Origin of the sequence: Streptomyces sp. NPDC001816, assembly GCF_042892235.1 — a bacterium.
Classification (GTDB): domain Bacteria; phylum Actinomycetota; class Actinomycetes; order Streptomycetales; family Streptomycetaceae; genus Streptomyces.
In genome coordinates this window covers 308,786-328,723 of the sequence record NZ_JBIATY010000005.1, presented here as the reverse complement: position 1 = coordinate 328,723, position 19,938 = coordinate 308,786, and the positions used below count along the sequence as shown (strand labels likewise).

Annotated in this window: 13 protein-coding genes; 7 read left to right on the top strand and 6 right to left on the bottom strand. The window is 71.8% G+C overall.

Annotated elements, in window-relative coordinates:
- Positions 1-77: 77 nt before the first annotated feature.
- Positions 78-2,147, top strand: a complete 2,070-nt coding sequence (locus ACFYZZ_RS20235; RefSeq protein WP_389177518.1) for a SpoIIE family protein phosphatase — start codon at positions 78-80, stop codon at positions 2,145-2,147.
- A 274-nt stretch (positions 2,148-2,421) separates the two neighbouring features.
- Here the strand turns inward: ACFYZZ_RS20235 and ACFYZZ_RS20230 are convergent, their stop codons facing one another.
- Positions 2,422-3,045 (bottom strand): TetR/AcrR family transcriptional regulator, encoded by a 624-nt coding sequence (locus ACFYZZ_RS20230; protein ID WP_389177515.1) that lies wholly within the window; start codon positions 3,043-3,045, stop codon positions 2,422-2,424.
- A 221-nt stretch (positions 3,046-3,266) separates the two neighbouring features.
- On the opposite strand from ACFYZZ_RS20230, the gene ACFYZZ_RS20225 reads away from it, so the two are divergent.
- From ACFYZZ_RS20225 to ACFYZZ_RS20210, 4 genes are all read left to right on the top strand, one after another.
- Positions 3,267-5,411, top strand: a complete 2,145-nt coding sequence (locus ACFYZZ_RS20225; protein ID WP_389177512.1) for an MMPL family transporter — start codon at positions 3,267-3,269, stop codon at positions 5,409-5,411.
- Between the two features lie 46 nt (positions 5,412-5,457).
- Complete coding sequence (locus tag ACFYZZ_RS20220; protein ID WP_389177509.1) at positions 5,458-6,177, top strand: LmeA family phospholipid-binding protein; 720 nt, start codon at positions 5,458-5,460, stop codon at positions 6,175-6,177.
- Positions 6,178-6,475: 298 nt separating this feature from the next.
- The gene (locus tag ACFYZZ_RS20215) at positions 6,476-8,449 is read left to right on the top strand and encodes a nitrate- and nitrite sensing domain-containing protein (protein WP_389177506.1); all 1,974 of its coding nucleotides are present in this window, start codon (positions 6,476-6,478) and stop codon (positions 8,447-8,449) included.
- Entirely contained in the window at positions 8,446-8,865 is a 420-nt protein-coding gene (locus ACFYZZ_RS20210) for a roadblock/LC7 domain-containing protein (protein WP_389177504.1), read from the top strand. Before ACFYZZ_RS20215 ends, ACFYZZ_RS20210 begins: the two co-directional genes overlap by 4 nt.
- A gap of 116 nt (positions 8,866-8,981) precedes the next feature.
- Here ACFYZZ_RS20210 and ACFYZZ_RS20205 read toward each other — a convergent pair whose 3' ends face one another.
- From ACFYZZ_RS20205 to ACFYZZ_RS20195, 3 genes are all read right to left on the bottom strand, one after another.
- Complete coding sequence (locus ACFYZZ_RS20205) at positions 8,982-10,094, bottom strand: aminotransferase class V-fold PLP-dependent enzyme (RefSeq protein ID WP_389177501.1); 1,113 nt, start codon at positions 10,092-10,094, stop codon at positions 8,982-8,984.
- Between the two features lie 131 nt (positions 10,095-10,225).
- Positions 10,226-11,557 (bottom strand): cytochrome P450, encoded by a 1,332-nt coding sequence (locus ACFYZZ_RS20200; protein ID WP_389177498.1) that lies wholly within the window; start codon positions 11,555-11,557, stop codon positions 10,226-10,228.
- Between the two features lie 185 nt (positions 11,558-11,742).
- On the bottom strand, positions 11,743-13,455 hold the full coding sequence (locus tag ACFYZZ_RS20195; RefSeq protein WP_389177495.1) for an MFS transporter: 1,713 nt from the start codon (positions 13,453-13,455) through the stop codon (positions 11,743-11,745).
- A 240-nt stretch (positions 13,456-13,695) separates the two neighbouring features.
- On the opposite strand from ACFYZZ_RS20195, the gene ACFYZZ_RS20190 reads away from it, so the two are divergent.
- Positions 13,696-14,481 carry a TetR/AcrR family transcriptional regulator gene (locus tag ACFYZZ_RS20190; RefSeq protein ID WP_389177492.1) on the top strand — a complete coding sequence of 262 codons (786 nt, stop codon included), beginning with the start codon at positions 13,696-13,698 and terminating at the stop codon, positions 14,479-14,481.
- A 113-nt stretch (positions 14,482-14,594) separates the two neighbouring features.
- On the opposite strand, the gene ACFYZZ_RS20185 is transcribed toward ACFYZZ_RS20190, so the two are convergent.
- Together ACFYZZ_RS20185 and ACFYZZ_RS20180 are read right to left on the bottom strand one after the other, a co-directional pair.
- Positions 14,595-15,719, bottom strand: a complete 1,125-nt coding sequence (locus tag ACFYZZ_RS20185; RefSeq protein ID WP_389177489.1) for a DUF2235 domain-containing protein — start codon at positions 15,717-15,719, stop codon at positions 14,595-14,597.
- Between the two features lie 13 nt (positions 15,720-15,732).
- Positions 15,733-16,632 (bottom strand): DUF6424 family protein, encoded by a 900-nt coding sequence (locus ACFYZZ_RS20180; protein WP_389177486.1) that lies wholly within the window; start codon positions 16,630-16,632, stop codon positions 15,733-15,735.
- Between the two features lie 371 nt (positions 16,633-17,003).
- On the opposite strand from ACFYZZ_RS20180, the gene ACFYZZ_RS20175 reads away from it, so the two are divergent.
- The gene (locus tag ACFYZZ_RS20175) at positions 17,004-19,895 is read left to right on the top strand and encodes a SpoIIE family protein phosphatase (protein ID WP_389178257.1); all 2,892 of its coding nucleotides are present in this window, start codon (positions 17,004-17,006) and stop codon (positions 19,893-19,895) included.
- Positions 19,896-19,938 lie beyond the last annotated feature (43 nt).

Sequence of the window (19,938 nt, the reverse complement as noted above, 5' to 3'; positions counted from 1 at the left end):
GGTCGACCATGGACGAAGGCAGAACGCCCGCCGGAACGGCACGAGCCAAGGCGCCGAGCCGGGAGGAACATGAGGGCATGGGCACGACGGACTCTTCCAGAGCAGGCGACGGCTGGTCGGCGGCCGACCGCGCCGCGCCGCCCAGTGGCCTGCTCGATCTGCTCAGCGTCGCGGCCGTGGTGCTGAACGCGAAGGGCCAGGTGGTCTTCTGGAGCCCGAAGGCCGAGGAGCTGTTCGGCTACAGCGCGGCGGAGGCGCTGGGCCGCAACGCGGCCGGGCTGACGGTCCACGAGGAGCACCAGGACGAGGTGATCAAGCTGTTCGCCGAGGTCATGGAGTCCGGCACCGACTGGGCCGGGTCCTTCCCGATCCGGCACAAGGACGGCAGCACCCGCCTGGTGGAGTTCCGCAACATGCGGCTGCTGGACGACCTCGGTGACGTCTACGCCCTGGGCCTCGCCGCGGACCAGGCGACCGTCGAGCGGGTCGAGCGCGATGCCGCACTGGCCGTGCGTCTGGTGTCCCAGTCCCCGGTCGGGCTGGCCATTCTGGACCCGGACCTGCGCTACCTGGCCGTGAATCCCGCTCTCGAACGCATCACCGGCCAGTCCGCCTCCGAGCGTCTGGGTCGGCGGGCCGGAGAGGTCCTGGCCTTCCTGGACACGGATCCCGAGGCACGGCTGCGCCGGGTCCTGGAGACGGGCGAGTCGGTCGTGGACCGGGACATCGTCTGTCGTCCCCCGGGCGACCCCGACCACGAGCATGCCTGGTCCGTCTCGTACTACCGGCTGGAGGACTCCGGTGGGCGGGTGCTGGGCCTGGCCTACTCCGTCATCGACGTCACCGAGCGTTACCAGGCCGCTACCGAGGCGGCGCAGGCCCGGCAGCGGCTGGCACTGATCGCCACGGCTTCCGCCTCCGTGGGTACCACCCTCGATCTGGACACGACAGCGCGCGAGCTTGCCGACGTCGTCGTACCGGTCCTGGCCGATGTGGCAGCCGTGGACGTACTCGACAGCGCCCTTGACGGCCGAACCGCGCCAGACGAGGGTCCGGCCCTCTTCCGCGCCCTGGCCGTCAGGGCGGCCCACTCCACCGAGGCGGTCCCGGCGGCCGACCCTCCGGGAGAACTCGCCTCGTACGCCGGCGACCGCCTGATCACCCAGTGCGTGCGCACCCGTCAACCGGTTCTGGTGCCCCACACCACCCGGCAGGATCTGGCGCGCATCGCCCGGGACGGCGAGGCCGCCGCCCGCCTCGCGGAGGCCGGCGTGCACTCCTACCTGGCGGTACCGCTCCTGGCCCGGGGCGAAGTACTCGGCGCTCTCGACCTCAAGCGCACCCGGAACCCCGCGCCCTTCGACGACGACGACGCGTTCCTCGCCCGGGAGCTGGCCGCCCGCGCCGCGGTCTGCATCGACAACGCGCGCGGATACCAGGCCCAGCGCCATGCGGCCCTCACCCTCCAGCGCAGCCTGCTTCCCGAGCCCCCGACGCACCTGCCCGGCCTGGAGGTCGCCTGCCGCTACCAGCCCGGCGGCGCCATGAGCGAGGTCGGCGGCGACTGGTACGACGCCATACCCTGCCAGGGCGACAGAACCGCCCTGGTCGTCGGGGACGTCATGGGCAGCGGCATCAACGCCGCCGCCACCATGGGTCAACTCCGCAGCGCCGCCCGCGCCTTCGCCGAGGTCGCCCTCGCCCCCGACGAGGCCCTCCGTCACCTCGATCACCTGACCGAAGGTGTCGAGCAGACCATCACCACCTGCATCTACTGCGTCTACGACCCGCACCGGGGCCAGTGCGAGATCTGCCTCGCCGGCCACCTGCCGCCGGCCCTGATGCGGCTCGGCCACGCGGCACAGCTGCTGGACCTTCCCACCGGCGCACCGCTGGGCGTCGGCGGGGTGCCCTTCGAGGCCACCACCATCGACTTCCGCCCCGGCGACGAACTGGCCCTCTACACCGACGGCCTGGTCGAGACCCGAAGCGAACCCATCGACGCCCGCCTGAACACCCTCCTCGACGCACTCACCGCGACACGCGGCCAGGACCTGGAGGACACCTGCGACCGCATCCTGGAGATTCTGCGCTCGCCCGGCGGCGAGGACGACGTCGCGCTGCTCGTCGCCCGAGCCCAGCCCTGAGCAATGAGAGCATCGCCGCGGCCGGGGAGGGAGCCCACACGGTGCGGAAGGACGCCGAGCCGAATCAGTCGATTCCGCGCACGATGTGCGCGTCCTCGGGATCCTCCTCGTATCCGGCCGGCCTGACGGGGACACAGAGGGACCATGTCTCGATCCTGCTCGGCTGCTCGGTAGGAATACGGGGACCGGTGATGTTCAGTCGGGGAGGATGAGGCGCGCCCTGCGCGGCGGGTCGTCACGGCGGCGACCGCGTTCGCCGGCATTCCGCCCGTCGTCACGGACGTTCGGGAGAACCGATCTCGCGCAGCATCTCGAAGGCCCGCAGGAGGGGTGCCTGGCCCGTGTCCGTGATGCCGGACGCGCGGCGCGCCCGGCGGGTCCGCAGTACGGCGCGCACCGCGGAGAGGGCTGCGCAGGCGATCACGGCCGCTTTGAGGTCGGCGTCCGGAGTGTCCGGCGGGAGCCTTCGACGGACCAGGACGGTGAGCCGCTCCTCGAAGTCGGAGAAGGCCTGTACGAGGCGGGCCGTGACGACGACTTGGATGTCCTCGAGCGGGTGGCTGAGGGCGGTCAGGGTGGAGGCCGCGAACGGCTTGGCCGCCTCCAGCAGGGCGTTGCACACCGCGTCCAGGGGCTCCTCGTCCGCCGGACGCTCTGCCAGGGCGTTCTCGACGTAGGCGAAGATCTCGACGCCGTCCGGCAGCAGCAGTGCTTCCTTGCTGTCGAAGTAGCGGAAGAACGTGCGCGCGGAGACGTTCGCGTATGCGGCGATGTCCGCAACCGTCGTGGCCTCGAAGCCGCGTTCCCTGAACAGGCGCGCGGCCCCTTCGAGCAGCAGGCGCCGCGTCTCCTCCTTCTTGCGTTCACGCAGTCCAGCAGGGGTGATCTCACTCGGCATGGCTCGAAGCCTCCGCCATTGGTGTCGCGGCTGTCAATTGGCACGCGTGTCACGCGAGAGCTGTCGCAGCCGCAAAGTGGCATGGATGCCAATTGTCATCCATGCCACTTTCTCTCTAGAGTTCGTGTCACTCGTGACACTTTCCTTGGGAGACCACGGTGCCCCGACCCTCACAGCACCCCCCGGCGCCGGCCGACGCCCGCACCGATACGCGTCCGCCGGTGGACCCCGCCCCGGTACTGGGCGGACTCGGCCGCCTCGGCGGCTTCTGCGCCCGGCATCCAGCCATGGTCATCGCCGCCTGGCTGCTGGTCCTCGTGGCCGCCCTGGCCGGGCGGCACCTCGCCGCGCCCACCTTCAGCGACCAGGTCAGCCTGCCCGGCACCGCCTCCCACACCGGCACCGACCTCCTCGCCACCTCCCTGCCCCAAGCGGGCCGGCCCAGCGGCAAAGTCGTCTTCCACGCCGGCTCCGGCACCGTGGCCGACCAGCGGTCCGCCCTCGACCGAACCCTGGCCGACCTGCGCGACCTGCCCCACGTCACCGCCGCTTCCGCCCCCGTGACCAGCGACGACGGACGCACCGCGTACACCACCGTCTCCTTCGACGAGCAGCTGAAGAGTCTCGGCCACGACTACACCGGGCGACTCGACACGGCGACGGAGCCCGCCCGGGCGGCAGGGCTGGGCGTCGCCTACGGCGGCGACCTCGAACAGGTGGTCCGGGAACCGGCCGACGACAAGCTGAGCGAGAGCGTGGGCGTCGTCACCGCCCTGGTCATCCTGCTGCTGGCCTTCGGCAGTGTCCTCGCCGCATTGCTGCCGCTGGCCACCGCCCTGATCAGCGTCGGAGTCGGCCTCGGCGTCGTGGGCATCGTCGCCGGCACGCTGTCGTTCGCGACCTCCGCCACGACCCTCGCCGGCATGATCGGCCTGGGCGTCGGCATCGACTACGCCCTGTTCCTGACGACGCGCTTCCGCCAGGACCTCATGGACGGACGTGATCCGGTCGAGGCCGCTGCCCGCACGGCGCACACCAGCGGACGCGCCGTTCTCATCGCCGCCCTGACCGTGGCCGTCGCCATGCTGAGCCTGTACGCGTGCGGACTGAGCTTCATCGGCAAGATAGGGCTGGCGGCCACCCTCGCCGTGATCGTGACCGCCGCTGCCGCCCTCACCCTGGTCCCGGCAGCCCTGGGCCTGGTCGGCGGACACATCGACCGGCTCCGCCTGCGCCGCCGCCCCGTGGCCGAGAGCGGTGGAGCCCGCGACGGCTGGCACCGCTACGCGGAACTCGTCTCCCGGCGCCCGTGGACCTTCCTGGCCGTCGGCCTCGCCATCCTCGGCGTGTGCTCCGCACCCCTGCTGTCCATGCGCCTCGGCCACGTCGACGCCGGTGCGGACCGACCCGGCAGCAGCACCCGCACCGCGTACGACTGGATCGCGCACGCCGACGGCCAGGGCTTCGGAGCGGGGGCGAACGGCCCGGTCGTCACCGTGGTCGACGTGAGCCACGCGCACACGCCCGTCGACCGGATCTCGAACGACGTCACCGCGGCGCTGAAGGACACCCACGGCGTGGCGTCCTTCACCCCGGTCAGGCCGAGCGCCGACGGAAAGATCCTCGTCACCACCATCACCCCGACCACGGGCCCACAGGACGCCGCGACCGGCGCCCTGCTCGACACCCTCTCCGGGCGCACCCTGCCGAAGGCCCTCGACGGCACGGGCGCCGCGGCCTATCTCACCGGCAGCGTGGCCGGCCAGGCCGACTTCCGTGACACGGTCGGCGAGCGGCTGCCGATCGTCATCGGCATCGTCCTGGTCCTCGCCTTCCTGTTGCTCATGACCGTCTTCCGCAGCGTGGTGATCCCCCTCAAGGCCGTCGTCCTCAATCTCTTCACCACGGCCGCGTCCTACGGTGTGCTCGTCGCCGTCTTCCAATGGGGCTGGGGCGACTCGCTGTTGGGACTGTCCGAGCCCGTGCCCATCGAGTCGTACGTCCCGATGATGATGTTCGCGATCGTCTTCGGGCTGTCCATGGACTACGAGATCTTCCTGCTGTCCCGGATCGCCGAAGCCTGGCATCGCACCGGTGACAACCGGCTCGCCGTAGGGGAGGGGCTGTCCGCGACGGCCCGCGTGATCTCCGCCGCGGCCTTCATCATGACCGCGGTGTTCCTGTCCTTCACCTCCTCGCCGACCGTGGTCGTGAAGATGCTCGCGCTGGGGCTGGCGATCAGCGTGATCGTCGACGCCACGGTGGTCCGACTGGTCCTCGTGCCGTCCGCCATGTTCCTCATGGGCAGGGCGAACTGGTGGCTGCCCCGCCGACTCGACCGGGTCCTCCCACGCCTGCACGCCTGATCGCCTCATCCGTCCGCCCACCGACCGATTCGGAGCAAGTGAGCACGTGGCCCTCAACTTTCGGAACAAGCCCCGCATCCTCGCCGCGATCAGCGCGGCACTGGCCGCCCTGGTCTGCACGACCGATCTCCTGGTCGAGCACAGGACCGAGGAGCGGATCGGCCTCCAGGCGTCGCGCCGGCTGAAGCCGCAAGGCCCGGTGCACGCCGAGCTGACCACGCCGCTCGCCGGGCTGCGTACCCTCGGTGGGGAGATCGGCGACGTCGAGCTGAGCGCCAAGGGTGTGCGCCGTCAGCATGCGGTGATGGACGTGACCGTCCGCTTGAAGGACGTCACGACGGACGGCGACAGCGCCGGCGGCACCGGGACCGCGACCGTCGGATACGACCAGGTGACCCGCCGCATGGGCGCGCTGGGTGACGGCCTGACAGCCGGTGGCCAAGGCGGCGATCTGATCCTCGGCGGGAGCGTCGGCCGCCTCGGGTTGCCGGTCACCGTACGGGCCAAGGTGTCCACGACCCCGGACGCCTTCACCGTCACGCCCACGACCGTGACCGTTCTCGGCCGCAGTATGGCGGTCGACGACCTCGATGCCCTGCCGGCCGCCTCCGGGTTGCGGGACAAGCTCGAACCCCGGACCGTGCCCGTCACCGGACTGCCCCATGGCGTCGCGCTGACTTCGGCGCACGCCACCGACGACGGCCTCGCGCTCGCCTTCTCGATCGCGGCGGGCCCGACACCGGGCACACGCGGAGGAGCCGCCTGACGGTCCGAACGGCGTCGGCCGCGGTCACAGTCTCCTCGACCACGGTGTGAGGGTGGCGCAACCGAACTTCCCATGCGGCCTTACGGGTCGGAAACCGCCCGGGGCGGCGGTCGGGCTAGCTTCGTGACGTATGAGGGTGTGGGAGCCGTTACGGCCGCTGCTCGGCAGGCTTGGCGCAATCCGCAAGGGCAGGTCGGACAAGAGCAGGTTGGACAAGAGCAGTTCAGGGAGCCGCCACCACGGCCGAGCTGCTCCGGGCAGGCGGCCGATGCCGGGCTGGCGCAGCATCAGGGGCAGGGTGGCGGTGGTCATCACGGTCCCGATCTGCCTGCTGCTGGCGGTGGCGGGTCTCGCGGTCCACGACCGCGTCGAGGACCTCGGCAATGCCCGCACGACCCGTACCGAGGTCGGTCTCAGCCTGCGGATCCAGGCCCTGGTGCACCAGCTGCAACGCGAACGCGGCCTGACCAACGGTCTGTTGGGAGGGGAGAAGGCCTTCCGCCCCACGCTGGACGCCACCCGCACGCGCGTGGACACGACGCTGCGCGCCATGCGGGGTGACAGCGCCGTCGAGGGCGTCGTCCGACGGAACCTGGCGCGTCTCGCCGACATCCGTGCCGCTGCCGACCGGGGCACCGCCGACAGGACGGCGACCCTCACCTTCTACACCGGCGCCGTCAACGCCCTCGACGCCGTCGACCCGTTCGCGGAGACCGCGGCCCGCGCCGACCGCCGACTGGGCGACGGGCTCGCGGCACTGCGGGAGCTGGCCGCGGCCAAGGAGTCCGTCGCTCTCGAACGCGGGCTCCTCAACGGCGTGTTCGCCGAAGGCACCTTCCACGGCCGCGAGTACCTCACCTTCACCGAGGTGCGCGCCACGCGCGTCGCCGCCCTGGCCCGCTTCCGGCACGTCGCCACCGCACCTCAGCGCGCGGCCCTGGAACGGGCCTTCGCAACCGCGGACGCCCGACGCGCCATCGCCTACGAGGACCGGGCGGACGACGCCCCCGCCGGCTCCGCACTGCGCGCCGACGCCGGCACCTGGTGGAACGCGATGACCGTGCTCGTCGACGATCTGTACGCCGTCCAGCTGTCGGTCGGTCAGGACGTACGGGACCGGGCCGACCGGCTCAGCCGCGACGCCGAGACGGGCCTTGCCGCGTACCTCGTCGCGGGGACGCTCGTGGCCGCCCTTCTCGCGTGCCTCGCCGCCTTCGCCTCCCGCTCCCTCACGCGCCCGCTCGGTGCGCTCACCGAGACCGCCCACGACGTGGCACGGCACCGGCTGCCCGCCACCGTCGCCCGTATCCAACAGGCCCCGCAGGACCACATGGAGCTGCTCCTGGCGGCGGACGCCCCTGACCAGCGCGATGCGCGGCTGCTGGGCGGCGCGACGGAGATCACCGAGGTCGCGGCCTCCCTGCACCAGGTGGAGCACACCGCCCTCCACCTCGCGGCCCAGCAGGCCGGCCTGCGCCGCAACACCACCGAGTCGCTCGCCAATCTCGGTCGCCGCAACCAGAACCTCGTGCGTCGTCAACTCGCTCTCATCACCCGTCTGGAACGGCAGGAGCTCGACCCGGACGCCCTCGCCGAGCTCTTCGAGCTCGACCATCTCGCCACCCGTATGCGGCGCAACGCCGAGAATCTGCTGGTCCTCGCCGGGCAGAATCCGCCGCGGCCCACCGCGGCACCGGCCGACGGCCTGGAAGTCGTCCAGTCCGCCGTCGCCGAGGTGGAGCAGTACCGGAGGGTGCTGATCGCGCCCGTGGAGCCGGTGCGGGTGCGCGGACACGCCGTCGCCGATGTCGTTCATCTCCTTGCCGAACTCATCGAGAACGGGCTGACCTTCTCGCCGCCGACCGAACCCGTCGAGGTGCACGGCTGGTACGACACCGAGGACGACACATACTGCTTCGCCGTCGTCGACCACGGCGTCGGCATGTCCGAAGCCGACAAGGAACGCGCCCACGCCCGCTTCTCCGGATCCGGGGAGGAGGCCCTCCTCGCGGCGCCCACCCGGTTCCTCGGCCACCTCGTCGTCGGCCGACTCGCCCACCGCCTCGGTGAAGGCACCCAGGTCCACCTCTTCGACACCACCGGCGGTGGCCTGTCCGCACTCCTCGCCCTCCCCGGGCGCCTGCTCGCCCCCGTGCAGGATCCCGCCGCCTCACCTCAGCCCGCCGGGCCCGCCGTCTCCTCCCTGCTCAACGGCTTCAGAGCAGGTGTCGCCCGTGGCGAGGCCCGCACCACTCAAGGAGCGTCATCATGACCACCGCCGTCCAGAGCTTCGGCTGGCTCATCTCGGAGTTCGTCCGCACCGCCGACGGCGTCACCGACGCCGTCGCCGTCTCCTCCGACGGCCTGCTCATGGCCGCCTCGGACAGCCTCGGCCGAGACCGCGCCGACCACCTCGCCGCCATCGTCTCCGGCATCACCAGCCTCGCCCAGAACGCGGCGACGGCGCACGGCTTCCACGGCATGAAACTCGTCATGATCGAGATGCTCGGCGGCTTCCTCATGGTCGGCCGCATCCGCGACGGAAGCTGCCTCGGCGTCCTGGCGGCCGAGGGATGCGACGTCGGTCTGGTCGGCTACGAAATGGCCGTCCTCGCCGACCGCGCCGGCGAACTGCTCACCCCGCAACTGGTACGCGAACTCCACTCCGCGCCCATGGCCGCGGGATAGGCGCGGCGCGACGGGAACCCACGCTGGGCACTCCATGGCGGATTCGTCGACGGGGCGGGCTGGAGGGGGGCGTACGAACGGCTGTCCTGAAGAGGGGGATCGTCCTGCCGGCGGGGTCAGTTCCGCAGCGACGACAGCGCGGCAGCGACCCGGTCGGACGCCTCCGGCGGGGTCGAGGCGTGCGGGGAGAGCCTGAGCGAGTCGGTGCGCACCGTCGGAGTGACACCCTCGGCGTGCAAGGACTTCGCGACGAGGGACGGATCGTGGTCCGGCATCGTGAAGGAGAGGATGCCCGCGCGCCGCGCCGGGTCGGTGGGGGAGAGGATCTGGCCGCCGTACTCCTGGACGACGTCGGTGAGTTCGGCGATCCGCGTGGCGATCGCGGCCTCGATCGCCGCGACGGTGTGCCGCTCGACGAGGTCCAGTGCGGCCGCGAACGAGGCGGCCGTCACCGGGCTGAGATTGGTGATCGACCATCGGCGCGCGTCCGGGGCGGGTGGGTGCTCCGCTCCGTCGAAGAGGCCGACGTCCTCGACGCCCGTCCAGCCGGTGAGGACCGGCTCCAGAGATTCCAGCGCGCGATCGGACAGCGTCGCGAAGCCGGTGGCCCATCCCGCGCGCAGCCATTTCTGACCGCCCGCGACCAGCACGTCGGCCGCGTCCCAGTCCATCTCGGCCACGCCGAACGCCTGGATGGCGTCCACGATCAGCAGCCGGTCCGGTCCGACCGCCTCGCGCAGCGCCCCCAGGTCGGCACGGAAGCCGGTGCGGAAGTCCACGGCGCTGACGGACACGGCGACGACGTCGTCGGTCAGCGCGGCGCGGACCAGGTCGGGGGTGACCCCGCCGCCGGGCGCCGGGTCGAGCCAGCGCGGCGTGGCCCGGCCCAGGTCCGCCGTGCGGCGCCACGGATAGTGGTTGGCCGGGAAGTCGGTGCGCGGCGCGAGGACCACACCTTCCCGGATGCCGAGAGCGGCGTGGAACAGACCGGTGGACGCGTTGGGGAGCAGCACGGTGTGCCGGGCGTCCGTGCCCGCGAGCCGGGCGGCCGCATCCCGCGCGACCCCTTCCGCGCCCATCAGACCGTCCACGGTGGTGTGGTCGGCGCCGGCGGACTCCTCCATGGCTCGCGCGGTGGCGGCTACGGCGTCCCGCGACGGCGGACCGAACCGTGCGAAGTCGAGATACCCGGCGGGCGTGTCGAAGTGGGCTGCGTACGACGTGAGCACGGGGCTCGTCCTTTCGGGACGGTGCGGGTCCTGCCGTGAGGGCATCGGCGAAGTCGTAGCGTAAGTCGTCCGGCTTCACCGGGTGAACGCCGGCCGACCTGATCCTGAATCGTCCAGGTCTCCATGAAACGTCAGGCGCGGGGAGCTTCCAGCGTCGCCGGGGTGGGGCCGTCGGGGCGGACGGTGATGCCGTACGCCGCCTTCGTGGGGGTGGAGGAGAAGGCCGGGGTGTGGGCCGGGAGCAGGTGTTCGAGCAGGATGGTCGACTCGCGGAGCGCGAACTGCAGACCGAGGCAGGCGCGGGCTCCGATACCGAAGGGGAAGTAGGCGCCCGGGTGGGTGGGGCGGCCGTCCGGGGTGAGGAAGCGCCGGGGATCGAAGCGCTCGGGATCCGGCCACAGGTCGGGATCGCGGTGCGTGAGATACGGGCAGGTCAGGATGTCGGTGCCCGCCTCGACGGCGTAGCCGGCGAGGGTGTCGTCCTCGGTGGCGTGGCGGGGCAGGATCCAGGCGGAGGGGTAGAGCCGGAGCGTCTCGTGCACCAGGGCCTGGATGGCCTGGCGGCGCCCGGCCGAGCCTTCGGCGCCGGCGGCGAGAGCCTGTTCGCGGGCGGCGGGGTGTCGGTCGAGGAGCAGATAGAGCCAGGTCAGGGTGCTGGCGGTGGTCTCGTGCCCGGCCACGAGCAGCGTGACCAGTTCGTCGCGGATCAGCCGGTCGGTGTACTCGGGGCGTTCGGTGGAGGCCTCGACCAGCACCTGCAGCAGGCCCGGGCCGTCGGGGCCGGCCGACCCGCCGCGGGCGGCCTCGATCGCGTGCCGGGCGACCGCGTCGATCCTGGCGAGATCGGCGGCGACGGCACCCTCGGCGCCGGTGGCATCGGCGGGCAGCGTCGGAAGGGCGGCCGCCACGGCTGCCACAGCGGCCAGTTCGTGCTCGGTTCGGTCGTCCAGAGCGTGGCCGGTGAGCGAGCGCCAGATGGCGTCGAGGGCGAAGCGGCGCATCTCCCTTGCGACATCGAGAGTCTGCCCGGTACGTGCATAACCGCTCCAGCGCTCGGCGGTGGTCCGGGCGGCCCCGATGATCCGCTGCTCGTAGCGGCGCATCCCGATGCCGGTGAACTGGGACTGCAACAGGCGGCGTTGCTGCTTCCACGCCGTGCCGGTGGCGGCGAGGACACCGTCGCCGATCAGCAGCCGGGCGCGGTGGGAGCGCTTGACGTACCGGTCCGGGTGCCGGGCGAGGACGTGCTGGACCGCCTCCGGGTCGGTGACGAGAACGGTGGGCGCCGGCCCGAGGCGGAACGCGGCGACCCCGCCGAGCTGCTCCCGTACCTGGGCCAGCAGGTCGACCAGTTCGCCTCCCGCCGAACGCCACCGCTCCACGAGCCCGGGGTCGGCTTCGGGAACCGGCCGCCCCGTTCCGGGAAGGCGGGCAAGGGAGTCGGGACTGGCTTCGGTGTCCATGGTTCCTCTCCTGGTCAACCGACGGGCGTGGGCGTGATGGAGCGCCGGCACCACGGACTGTACGGGAGCGGGCGCATCCGGTGACAGGCCGTCTCGGCGCGGCCACCTCGGCAACGGGACGGCCGCCGGGCACCCCTGAGGAGGGCGCCGGCGGCCGTACTTCGCGGTGCCGATGCGGCCGCGACTCAGTGCCCGGCGGACTCCTCGGGGCGCGCGTGGCGCGGCAGAAGGAACGCGAGCAGGAAGGTCAGGGCGAGCATGCCGTCCACGATCCACAGCACCGTCTTCATGACGGAGCCGAAACCGCTCTGGAAGGCCGACGACGCGGTGGACTTGAGCGTTGCGGGTATCCGGGCCCCGGCCTGAGGCGAGGTCACGGCGGACCGGGTGTCCTTCTCCAGGCGCGTGCAGGATGCCGGGGTCGCGGCGGGATCCTTGGCGACGGCGCGGTCCGAGGCGCACGCACGCAGGTCCGTCACGATGCGGTCCCGAGCGGCGGGCGCGACGTGCGCGGCGGCCAACTGGCCCCGCAGACCGTCCGAGCGGTGGTCCACGGCGGTGGCGATCCCGCCGCCCAGCAGGCCGAAGAACACGGTGCCGAGGATGGCCACGCCGAAGGCGCCGCCGAGCTGCTGCATCGCGGTCATCGTGCCCGACGCCGAACCCGTCTCGTGCTGCTCGACACTGGCGAGCACGATGTCGAAGAACGGCGCCATGAGCAGGCCCATGCCGATGCCGGTGACGAGCAGGGAGGGCAGGAGCTGCCAGGGGCCGACGCCGCTGCCGACCATGTCGAGGGTCAGCCACACGCCGAACACGCCGAGTGCCATGACCAGCGTGCCCGCCTGCAGTACGGCCCGCCCGAACCGGGCGACACCCTGGGCGATCCCGAAGCCGACGATCATGCCGCCCGACCAGGGCACCATCACCAGGCCGGCCTTGAGCGGCGAATAGCCCAGGCCGATCTGGGTGTAGAGGTTGAAGACCAGCATGAAGCCCTGCATGGTCGAGAAGAAGACCAGCCCGAGGGTCATACCGCCGCTGAACCCGCGCTTGCGGAACAGACTGGGGACGACCAGCGGGTCCCGGCCGTCCTTGCTGCGGCGCGACTCGTACGCGGCGAAGGCGACGAACACGACCACCGAGGCGGCCATCATCACGAACGTCCACACGGGCCAGTCGTACTCGCGGCCCTGGACCAGCGGGAAGATGATGAGCAGCGCGGCCAGCGAGACCAGGAGCATGCCGGGGATGTCGAGGCGCGGCTTGGTCTCGGAGCGGCCCCTCGGCAGGTAGCGCAGGGCGCCGAGGAAGGCCGCGGCACCCAGCGGGAGGTTGATCAGGAAGATCATCCGCCAGCCGGTGCCGAAGTAGTCGGCGTCCACCAGCCAGCCCGCCAGGATCGGCCCGCACACCGCGGACAGTCCCATGACCGGGCCGAACATGCCGAACGCCTTCTGCGACTCCTTCGGCGGGAACATCTCCTTGATCATGCCGAGGCCCTGCGGCAGCATCACCGCGCCGAACAGGCCCTGGACGACACGCGCGCCGATCAGCATCTCGGGTGACACGGATATCGCGCACAGCAGCGAGCCCAGGGTGAAGCCGGCGGCCCCGACCAGGAACATCCGGCGGCGTCCGTGAATGTCCCCGAGCCGCCCTCCGGTGACGAGGCCGACGGCCATCGAGAGCGTGTACGCGGCGGCGAGCCACTGCAGGGTGGAGGCGCCGCCGCCGAGGTCGGCCCGCATGGAGGGGCCGGCGATGTTCGTGACGACTGCGTCGAGGAGATCCATCACCTCGGCCGCGAGGATCACGAAGAGCGCAGCCCAGCGCCACCGGTAGGGCGCTGGCGAGTCGGCGGGCGTCTCGACGGACGCGACACCGGTGGTGGACATCGGAACTCCTCGCACATGGACCGCGCCGCGGTGAGGACCCGCGGGCGCGGTGGGACGGATGGATGTGACTGTCCTGACGGAAGAACGCTGTTCACTCTAACAGAACAGTGCTCACCGGGAGAACGGTGTTCATTAAGATATAGCGCAAATCTGGCTGCCGGACAAGATATATCGCGTTCGAACGGCGCGCCGCAGCTAGTAGAAGGTGAACACTGTTCTCCCTGCGCCTAGACTGTCCTCATGACCGACGCGGCCGACACCCCCGCAACCCCTCCGCCGTCTCCCTGGGAGCGCGAGCGCCCCGCGCGTGCCCGCGTCGCGCCCGCGCGCGCACCGCTGTCGCGCGAGCGGGTCGTCGAGGCCGCCTTCACCGTGCTGGACCGCCAGGGACTCGACGGGCTGTCGATGCGTCAGGTCGCGGCCGAGCTGGGGGTCACGGTCTCCGCCCTCTACGCCCACGTCAGCTCCAAGGACGATCTCCTGGAGCTGATGTACACCCGGCTCTTCGACGGCTTCGAAATGCCCGAAGCCGACCCGGAGCGGTGGCAGGAGCAGGTGCGGGACTACGCCCGCTCCGGACGGCAGCGCCTGCGCTCCCACCGGGACATGGCCAGGATCTCCATGGCCCACGTCCCCTTCACCGCCGAACTGCTGCCGCACGTCGAGGCGTTGCTCGCCGTCTTCCGCACCGCCGGGCTGCCCGACCGCATCGCGGCGGAGGCCGGTGACCTCATCTCCACCTACATCGACGGATTCGTCCTGGAGGAGGGCATGTGGGAGGACCGGGCCGACCGGCACGGCGGCGACGGCTCGTCCCTGGCCCGCCCCGACTGGCGCGAGATGGCCGAGGAGATGCAGAACTACTTCGCGTCCCTGCCCGAATCGGACTTCCCCCATCTGCGGGCCCTGTCCGGGCTGATGGTGACGGACTCCTCCGACGAGCGGTTCGACCTCGGCGTCGAGATCATCCTGCGCGGCCTGGCCAGCTACCTGCCCGACAGGGAGATGGGCCGGCCGGGCGACTGACACCTGCCGACCGGGCGCCGACACCCTGGCCCGGGGCGAGGCCGCGCAGCCGGTGCCCGCGCCACAGCCGCAGTGAGAAGCAGGCGAACTCCATGCACCAGTGCAGGCGGCCCTCAGCCGCCGGGCGGTGGTTCCGGCTTGGTCCAGTCGAGGTCGGCCCAGCGGCCCGGCTCCTGCGGGCCGGGCAGGTCCGGGCGGTACCCGGGATCCCGCTCCCGGCGCAGCCTCACGCTGGCGTGCAGCAGGGCGTCGTCGGGCAGGGGACGGGAGCGCCGACCCGCGAGGATCCACAGCGGGCCGTTGTCGTGCACCGGAGCGCCGGCGAAGTCCTCGGTGACCGCGCAGGTCGTGCCGTAGGCCTGGGGCCGGAACACCAGGTCCTGGGTGACGCCGTCGGTGATCCACTTGAGCGGGATCGTCGAGAGCAGGGGGTCGTCCGCGGCATGCGTGAAGGTGCCGCCGACATCGGAGTGCACCCCCGTGAACCACACCTCTTCGGCGGTGTCCTGACGCGGCGCCGGGCGGGGCGTCACCAGGAACTCGCGGTAGGGGCGGCGGGTCTCGTCGAGCGACACGGCATGCCGGATGCGGGCCGCGTTCGGCAACTGGTGCGTGAACGGCCACTGCAGATTGCCCAGCCGAAGAAGGCCGGCCGCCTTCACGGTGTCCCAGACGCCGAGGTAGGCCACGGGCAGGGCGTGGTGGGAGACCTGCCGCGGATTGTTCTTCTTCACCTCCGCCCACAGCGGCTCGTTCTCCGTGCGTCGGCAGAACGCGTGCGAGAACCGCGCGACCTCCTTCTCGCTCCGGTCGATGTCCTGGTTGAAGGAGTACTTCGCCACGGCGTACGGCACCAGGTTCTCCGAGCCCGGACGCATGAGGCCGGGCTTGTTGAGCATCCCGACGAGCGCCCGGGCGGTGTAGGCGCCGCGGCTGAAGCCGAACACGTAGACCTGGTCGCCCGGTTCCCAGTGCCGCATGAGGTACGTGTACGCCTCGGCGAGATTGGCCCGCAGTCCGCTGCCGAAGGCGAGGCCCCACAGGCGGGAGAGCCGGCGGCTCACCGGTCCGTGGGCGGTGGCCGACGACATGGTCCCGACGCCGGGGTCGTAGTAGACGAGCTGCCGCGCCGGATCGTCCGCGTCCAGCATCTCCACCAGTCTGACCACGTTGGTGGGATGGCTCGCGCCCACCTGGTTGCCCGTCCCGTCGAGGCAGACGACGATCGTGCGAGGCATGCCGACCTCCTTGCTAGCCGGAAGTGGGTCCGTCGTGCCACAGAGGACCGGCGGCGGTGTGCCGGCCCGGGGCGATCTGCCGGGCGAAGGCCTGCATGGCCACCTCGCTGTTCGCCGGCAGGACCGCCATCAGCCCGCGGTTCTGCGCCTCCGCGATCGTCGCGGCGGCTTCGCTGCCCTCGGGGACGAAGGCCAGACGGACGTGTCCGTCGCCGGAGCCGCGGCGGTCCACCGGGGTGACGGCACCGTGGGTGCCGTCCGGCAGAGTCACCCAGAGCTGGAAGTCGTCGAACCGGACGAAGTCCGCGCCCTTCACGGGCCAGGGATAGTGGTGTTCACCCGGCACCTTGGGCAGGATCCCCTGGTGGTTCGCACGGCTCAGCGGCACACAGGAGTTGAACAGGGAGTCGGTCCAGGCCTCGACCCCGTCGGCGTCCTCGATCGGCGTGCGCAGCAGCTCCTCGGCGCGTCCGTAGCCCAGTTCCGCCAGGGCGGGCAGCGTGAGCGGGAAGGCGTCCACCAGCTCGGCGGCCTCCTGCCGGAGCCGGTCCACCTTCGCGGGGTCGGCGCAGAACTGCATGCTCCACTCGATGCCGACCCGGGCGCGGTACATCAGCCAGCGGTCGCGTCCTTTGACCCACAGGCTGCCGCCGTGGTGCATCTCCCAGTGCTCGGCACCGTTCGGTCCCGCATCCGGATCGACGGGTCTGGGCCCGTAGGGCAGGTCCTGGTCGTCCATAGTGCGCAGGATCGCGTGGGCCGTCTTCTTGGCGGCGACGAAGTGCGACGATTCAAACCGCTTCGGATGTTTGACGAGGCGGATCTTCCAAGGATGGTTCTCCGATTCGAAGCCGCCCGGCTGAAGCTCGCTGTGGGTCATGGCTGTTCCTCGGCCGGCCCCACGGCCTGTCACCGGCTCGCGGGGCGGAGTTCCCCTGAGTCCATCGTGCGCCTCCGACGGGTCGCCCGCGAGTCGAGAGGAGGCACCGGGCGCCACGAACCGGCTTGCCGAGGCGTATTTCTGACGTCGACACACACCCGCCGGACGTCCCTTGCGGGCGGCCGGGCCCAGTGCCCGGGATCCGGCTGGGGCGAGCGCGAGCCTCCGGGCCACCTCTCCCGTCGGCCAGGACACCGGCCGCGGTATCCGCTGACGGACGGTGCCGTCCGGTGACGGAGCGTGATCCACCCGGCACGCCATGACTCATGCCCTTTATGACCGTATCCTCGTCAATGCCGGGTTTAGGTGCATTGCGATTGATGCGAGTGCGAGCGAGGCGAGGCGTGGTGCGGTCCGGCGATGAACCGACGCCCAGGGGGCGTGCGACCGGTGGGGCAGGGCCCGTCCGTACCCGTGAGCGGTTCCTGGAGGGGGAGGCGGTCGAGGGAGGCGTACGGTCGCCGATCCTGGGTTCCTGGCAGCGCTCCCGGTCCCTGGGGCTCTCGCCGGACCAGGCCGATCTCCCCTTCCGAACGGATTTCGATCCGGACAGCAGGCTCGTCCGTGCGGCGACTCCGGTGCTCGACCGGTTGCAGTCCAGATTCGCCGGCAGCCAGATGAACATCTCCGTCGCCGACGCGCGGGGGATCGTCCTCATGCGCCGCTTCGGCGACGCGTCCATGGTCAGAACCCTCCCCGCGTTCCAGCGCGTCCCGGGATTCGTGTTCGCCGAGCGGTACGCCGGAACCAACGGCATCGGTCTCGCGCTGGCGGAGCGTCAACTCATCCGGGTCTACGGCGCCGAGCACTTCGCCGAGCGCTCCCAGGGCAACGCCTGCCGTGCACTTCCCGTCCGCGACCCGCTCAGCGGGCGCATCGAAGGCGTTCTCTGCTTCGGCTATCCACGCGGCGCCGAGAACCCGGCGCTCGCCACCGTGATCCGCAAGGCGGCCGAGGCCGTCGAACGGCGGCTGCTCGGGCAGAGTTCCCTGCGCGAGCGTGCGCTGCTGCGGTCGTACCTGGACGCCCGGGCCGATGCCGCCGCGGGGCCGCACACCCGCATCGGCGTCGACGAGCTGGCCCCCGAGCTGCGCCCCGCCGACCGGGCCGTTCTCCTGGACAAGGCCACCGAACTGATCTCCTGCGCACAGCGGGGCGCCGTGGAGCTGCGCCTGTCCGACGGCCGGCGGGTCACGCTCGTGAGCAGGCCGACGACGAGCGCCTCCGGGGTGGAGGGCATCGCCATCGAAGCCGTCCTGACCGGCCCCGCACCCCGGCCGCCCGGCGCCGTCCCGAGCCGAGCAGACGACGCTGTCGCAAGCGCCCGGCCCGCCGCCCTGTCCTTCCTCCGGCCGCCCCGAGACCGTCCTGTCCTCCTCGTGCCGGACCGTCTCCACGTCGGCCCGGTGCCCGATCACCGTGCCGGAGCCGCGCCGGCCCAGGGTGGCGCCGGCCGTGAGCGGGCCTACCCCGCCTACCCAGCAGCCCCCGCCGGGGAGCCGGACCTTCCCGCGGACTCCCGGCCGCTGGCGAGCGGGCTCGTGCTGGTGGGTGAGCCGACGGTGGGGGAGTACGCCCTGGCAGCGCGCCGGCGACTGGAGCTGCTCTCCGAGGCCAGCGCCCGCATCGGCACGACCCTGGACGTGCGCCGCACGGCCGAGGAACTCGCCGAGACGGCCATTCCACGACTCGCCGACTTCGTCACCATCGACCTGCCCGAGTCCGTCCTGCGCGGCGAGGAGTCCGCCGACCCCCTCGGCGAGCTGCGGCGTACGGTGGTGCGCGGCATCCGCGACGACCTGCCCTTCAGCCCGGTCGACAAGCGGATCGACTTCGGCCCGACCACGCCGCAGCTGCGCTGCCTGGTCAGCGGGCAGGCGGTGCTGGAACCGGACCTGAAGGTCGCCGCCGGCTGGCTCGCCCAGGATCCCGAGCTGAGCGGACAACTGCTGGCCGCCGTCCACTCCCTCATCACCGTCCCCCTGGTCGCCCGCGGCGTCGTCCTGGGCGTCGCCAGCTTCTACCGCTCGCAGGACCCCGCCCCCTTCGGCGACGACGACCGCTCGCTGGCCCAGGAGCTCGCCTCGCGTGCCGCCCTGTCCATGGACAACGCCCGGCAGTACACCCACGAACGCGCCATGGTCCTGGCCCTGCAGCGCAGCCTGCTCCCGCACGAGCTGCCCGATCTGGACGCCGTCGACGTCGCCCACCGCTATCTGCCCGCCGAGTCCGACGTGGGCGGCGACTGGTACGACGTCATCCCCCTCTCCGGCACGCGCGTCGGCCTCTTCGTCGGCGACGTCGTGGGTCACGGCATGCTCTCCGCCGCCACCATGGGGCGCCTGCGCACCGCCGCCCGCAGCTTCGCCGAACTCGACTTCCCGCCGGACGAGGTCCTCGCCCATCTCGACAACGTCGTGGGACGCCTCGACCGGGAGGACCCCGAGTCCGAGGACTTCGGCATCATCGGAGCGACCTGCCTGTACGCCGTCTACGACCCGATCACGCAGCAGTGCGCCATGGCCCGCGCCGGCCACCCCCCGCCCGCGCTGGTCGGCCCCGACGGCACCGTCTCGTTCCCCGACCTGCCCGCAGGGCCCCCGCTCGGCCTCGGCGGCCTGCCCTTCGAGACGGCCGAGGTCCACCTGCCGGAGGACAGCCAGCTGGTCCTGTACACCGACGGACTCATCGAGGACCGGGACCGCGACGTCGACGAGGTGCTCGACCACCTCCGCGGCGCCCTGGCGCACGCCGAGCACACACCGGACGAGGCCTGCCAGACCGTGCTGGATCTCGTGGCGCCCGACCACCCCTACGACGACATCGCCCTGCTGGTCGCCCGTACCCACGCCGTGGACCGGAACCGGATCGCCACCTGGGACCTGGCCGCCGACCCTGCCCTCGTCGGCGAGGTCCGCGCGGACGCCGTACGACAGCTGGCCGACTGGGGACTCGACGAGACCGCGTTCGCCGTGGAGCTGATCCTCAGCGAGCTGGTCACGAACGCCGTCCGGCACGGCGCCGGGCCCATCCGGGTACGGCTGCTGCACGCCCACAACCTGATCTGCGAGGTCTCCGACACCAGCAACACCGCCCCGCACCTGCGCCGGGCGGCCAGTACCGACGAGGGCGGCCGCGGTCTGTTCCTCGTGGCGCAGCTGTCGCAGAGCTGGGGCACCCGCTACACCACCCAGGGCAAGGTCATCTGGGCCGAATGCGCGCTGGACGCGGCCTGACGGCCGACTGACCCTGAATTTGGTGATTCGCCCCGTTAGTATC

Bases quoted from the DNA above. Each gene is read 5' to 3' on its own strand.
- ACFYZZ_RS20235 (WP_389177518.1), top strand. From the start codon at position 78: ATGGGCACGACGGACTCTTCCAGAGCAGGCGACGGCTGGTCGGCGGCC.
- ACFYZZ_RS20230 (WP_389177515.1), bottom strand. From the start codon at position 3,045: ATGCCGAGTGAGATCACCCCTGCTGGACTGCGTGAACGCAAGAAGGAG.
- ACFYZZ_RS20210 (WP_389177504.1), top strand. From the start codon at position 8,446: ATGACCACCGCCGTCCAGAGCTTCGGCTGGCTCATCTCGGAGTTCGTC.
- ACFYZZ_RS20200 (WP_389177498.1), bottom strand. From the start codon at position 11,557: ATGGACACCGAAGCCAGTCCCGACTCCCTTGCCCGCCTTCCCGGAACG.
- ACFYZZ_RS20195 (WP_389177495.1), bottom strand. From the start codon at position 13,455: ATGTCCACCACCGGTGTCGCGTCCGTCGAGACGCCCGCCGACTCGCCA.
- ACFYZZ_RS20190 (WP_389177492.1), top strand. From the start codon at position 13,696: ATGACCGACGCGGCCGACACCCCCGCAACCCCTCCGCCGTCTCCCTGG.
- ACFYZZ_RS20185 (WP_389177489.1), bottom strand. From the start codon at position 15,719: ATGCCTCGCACGATCGTCGTCTGCCTCGACGGGACGGGCAACCAGGTG.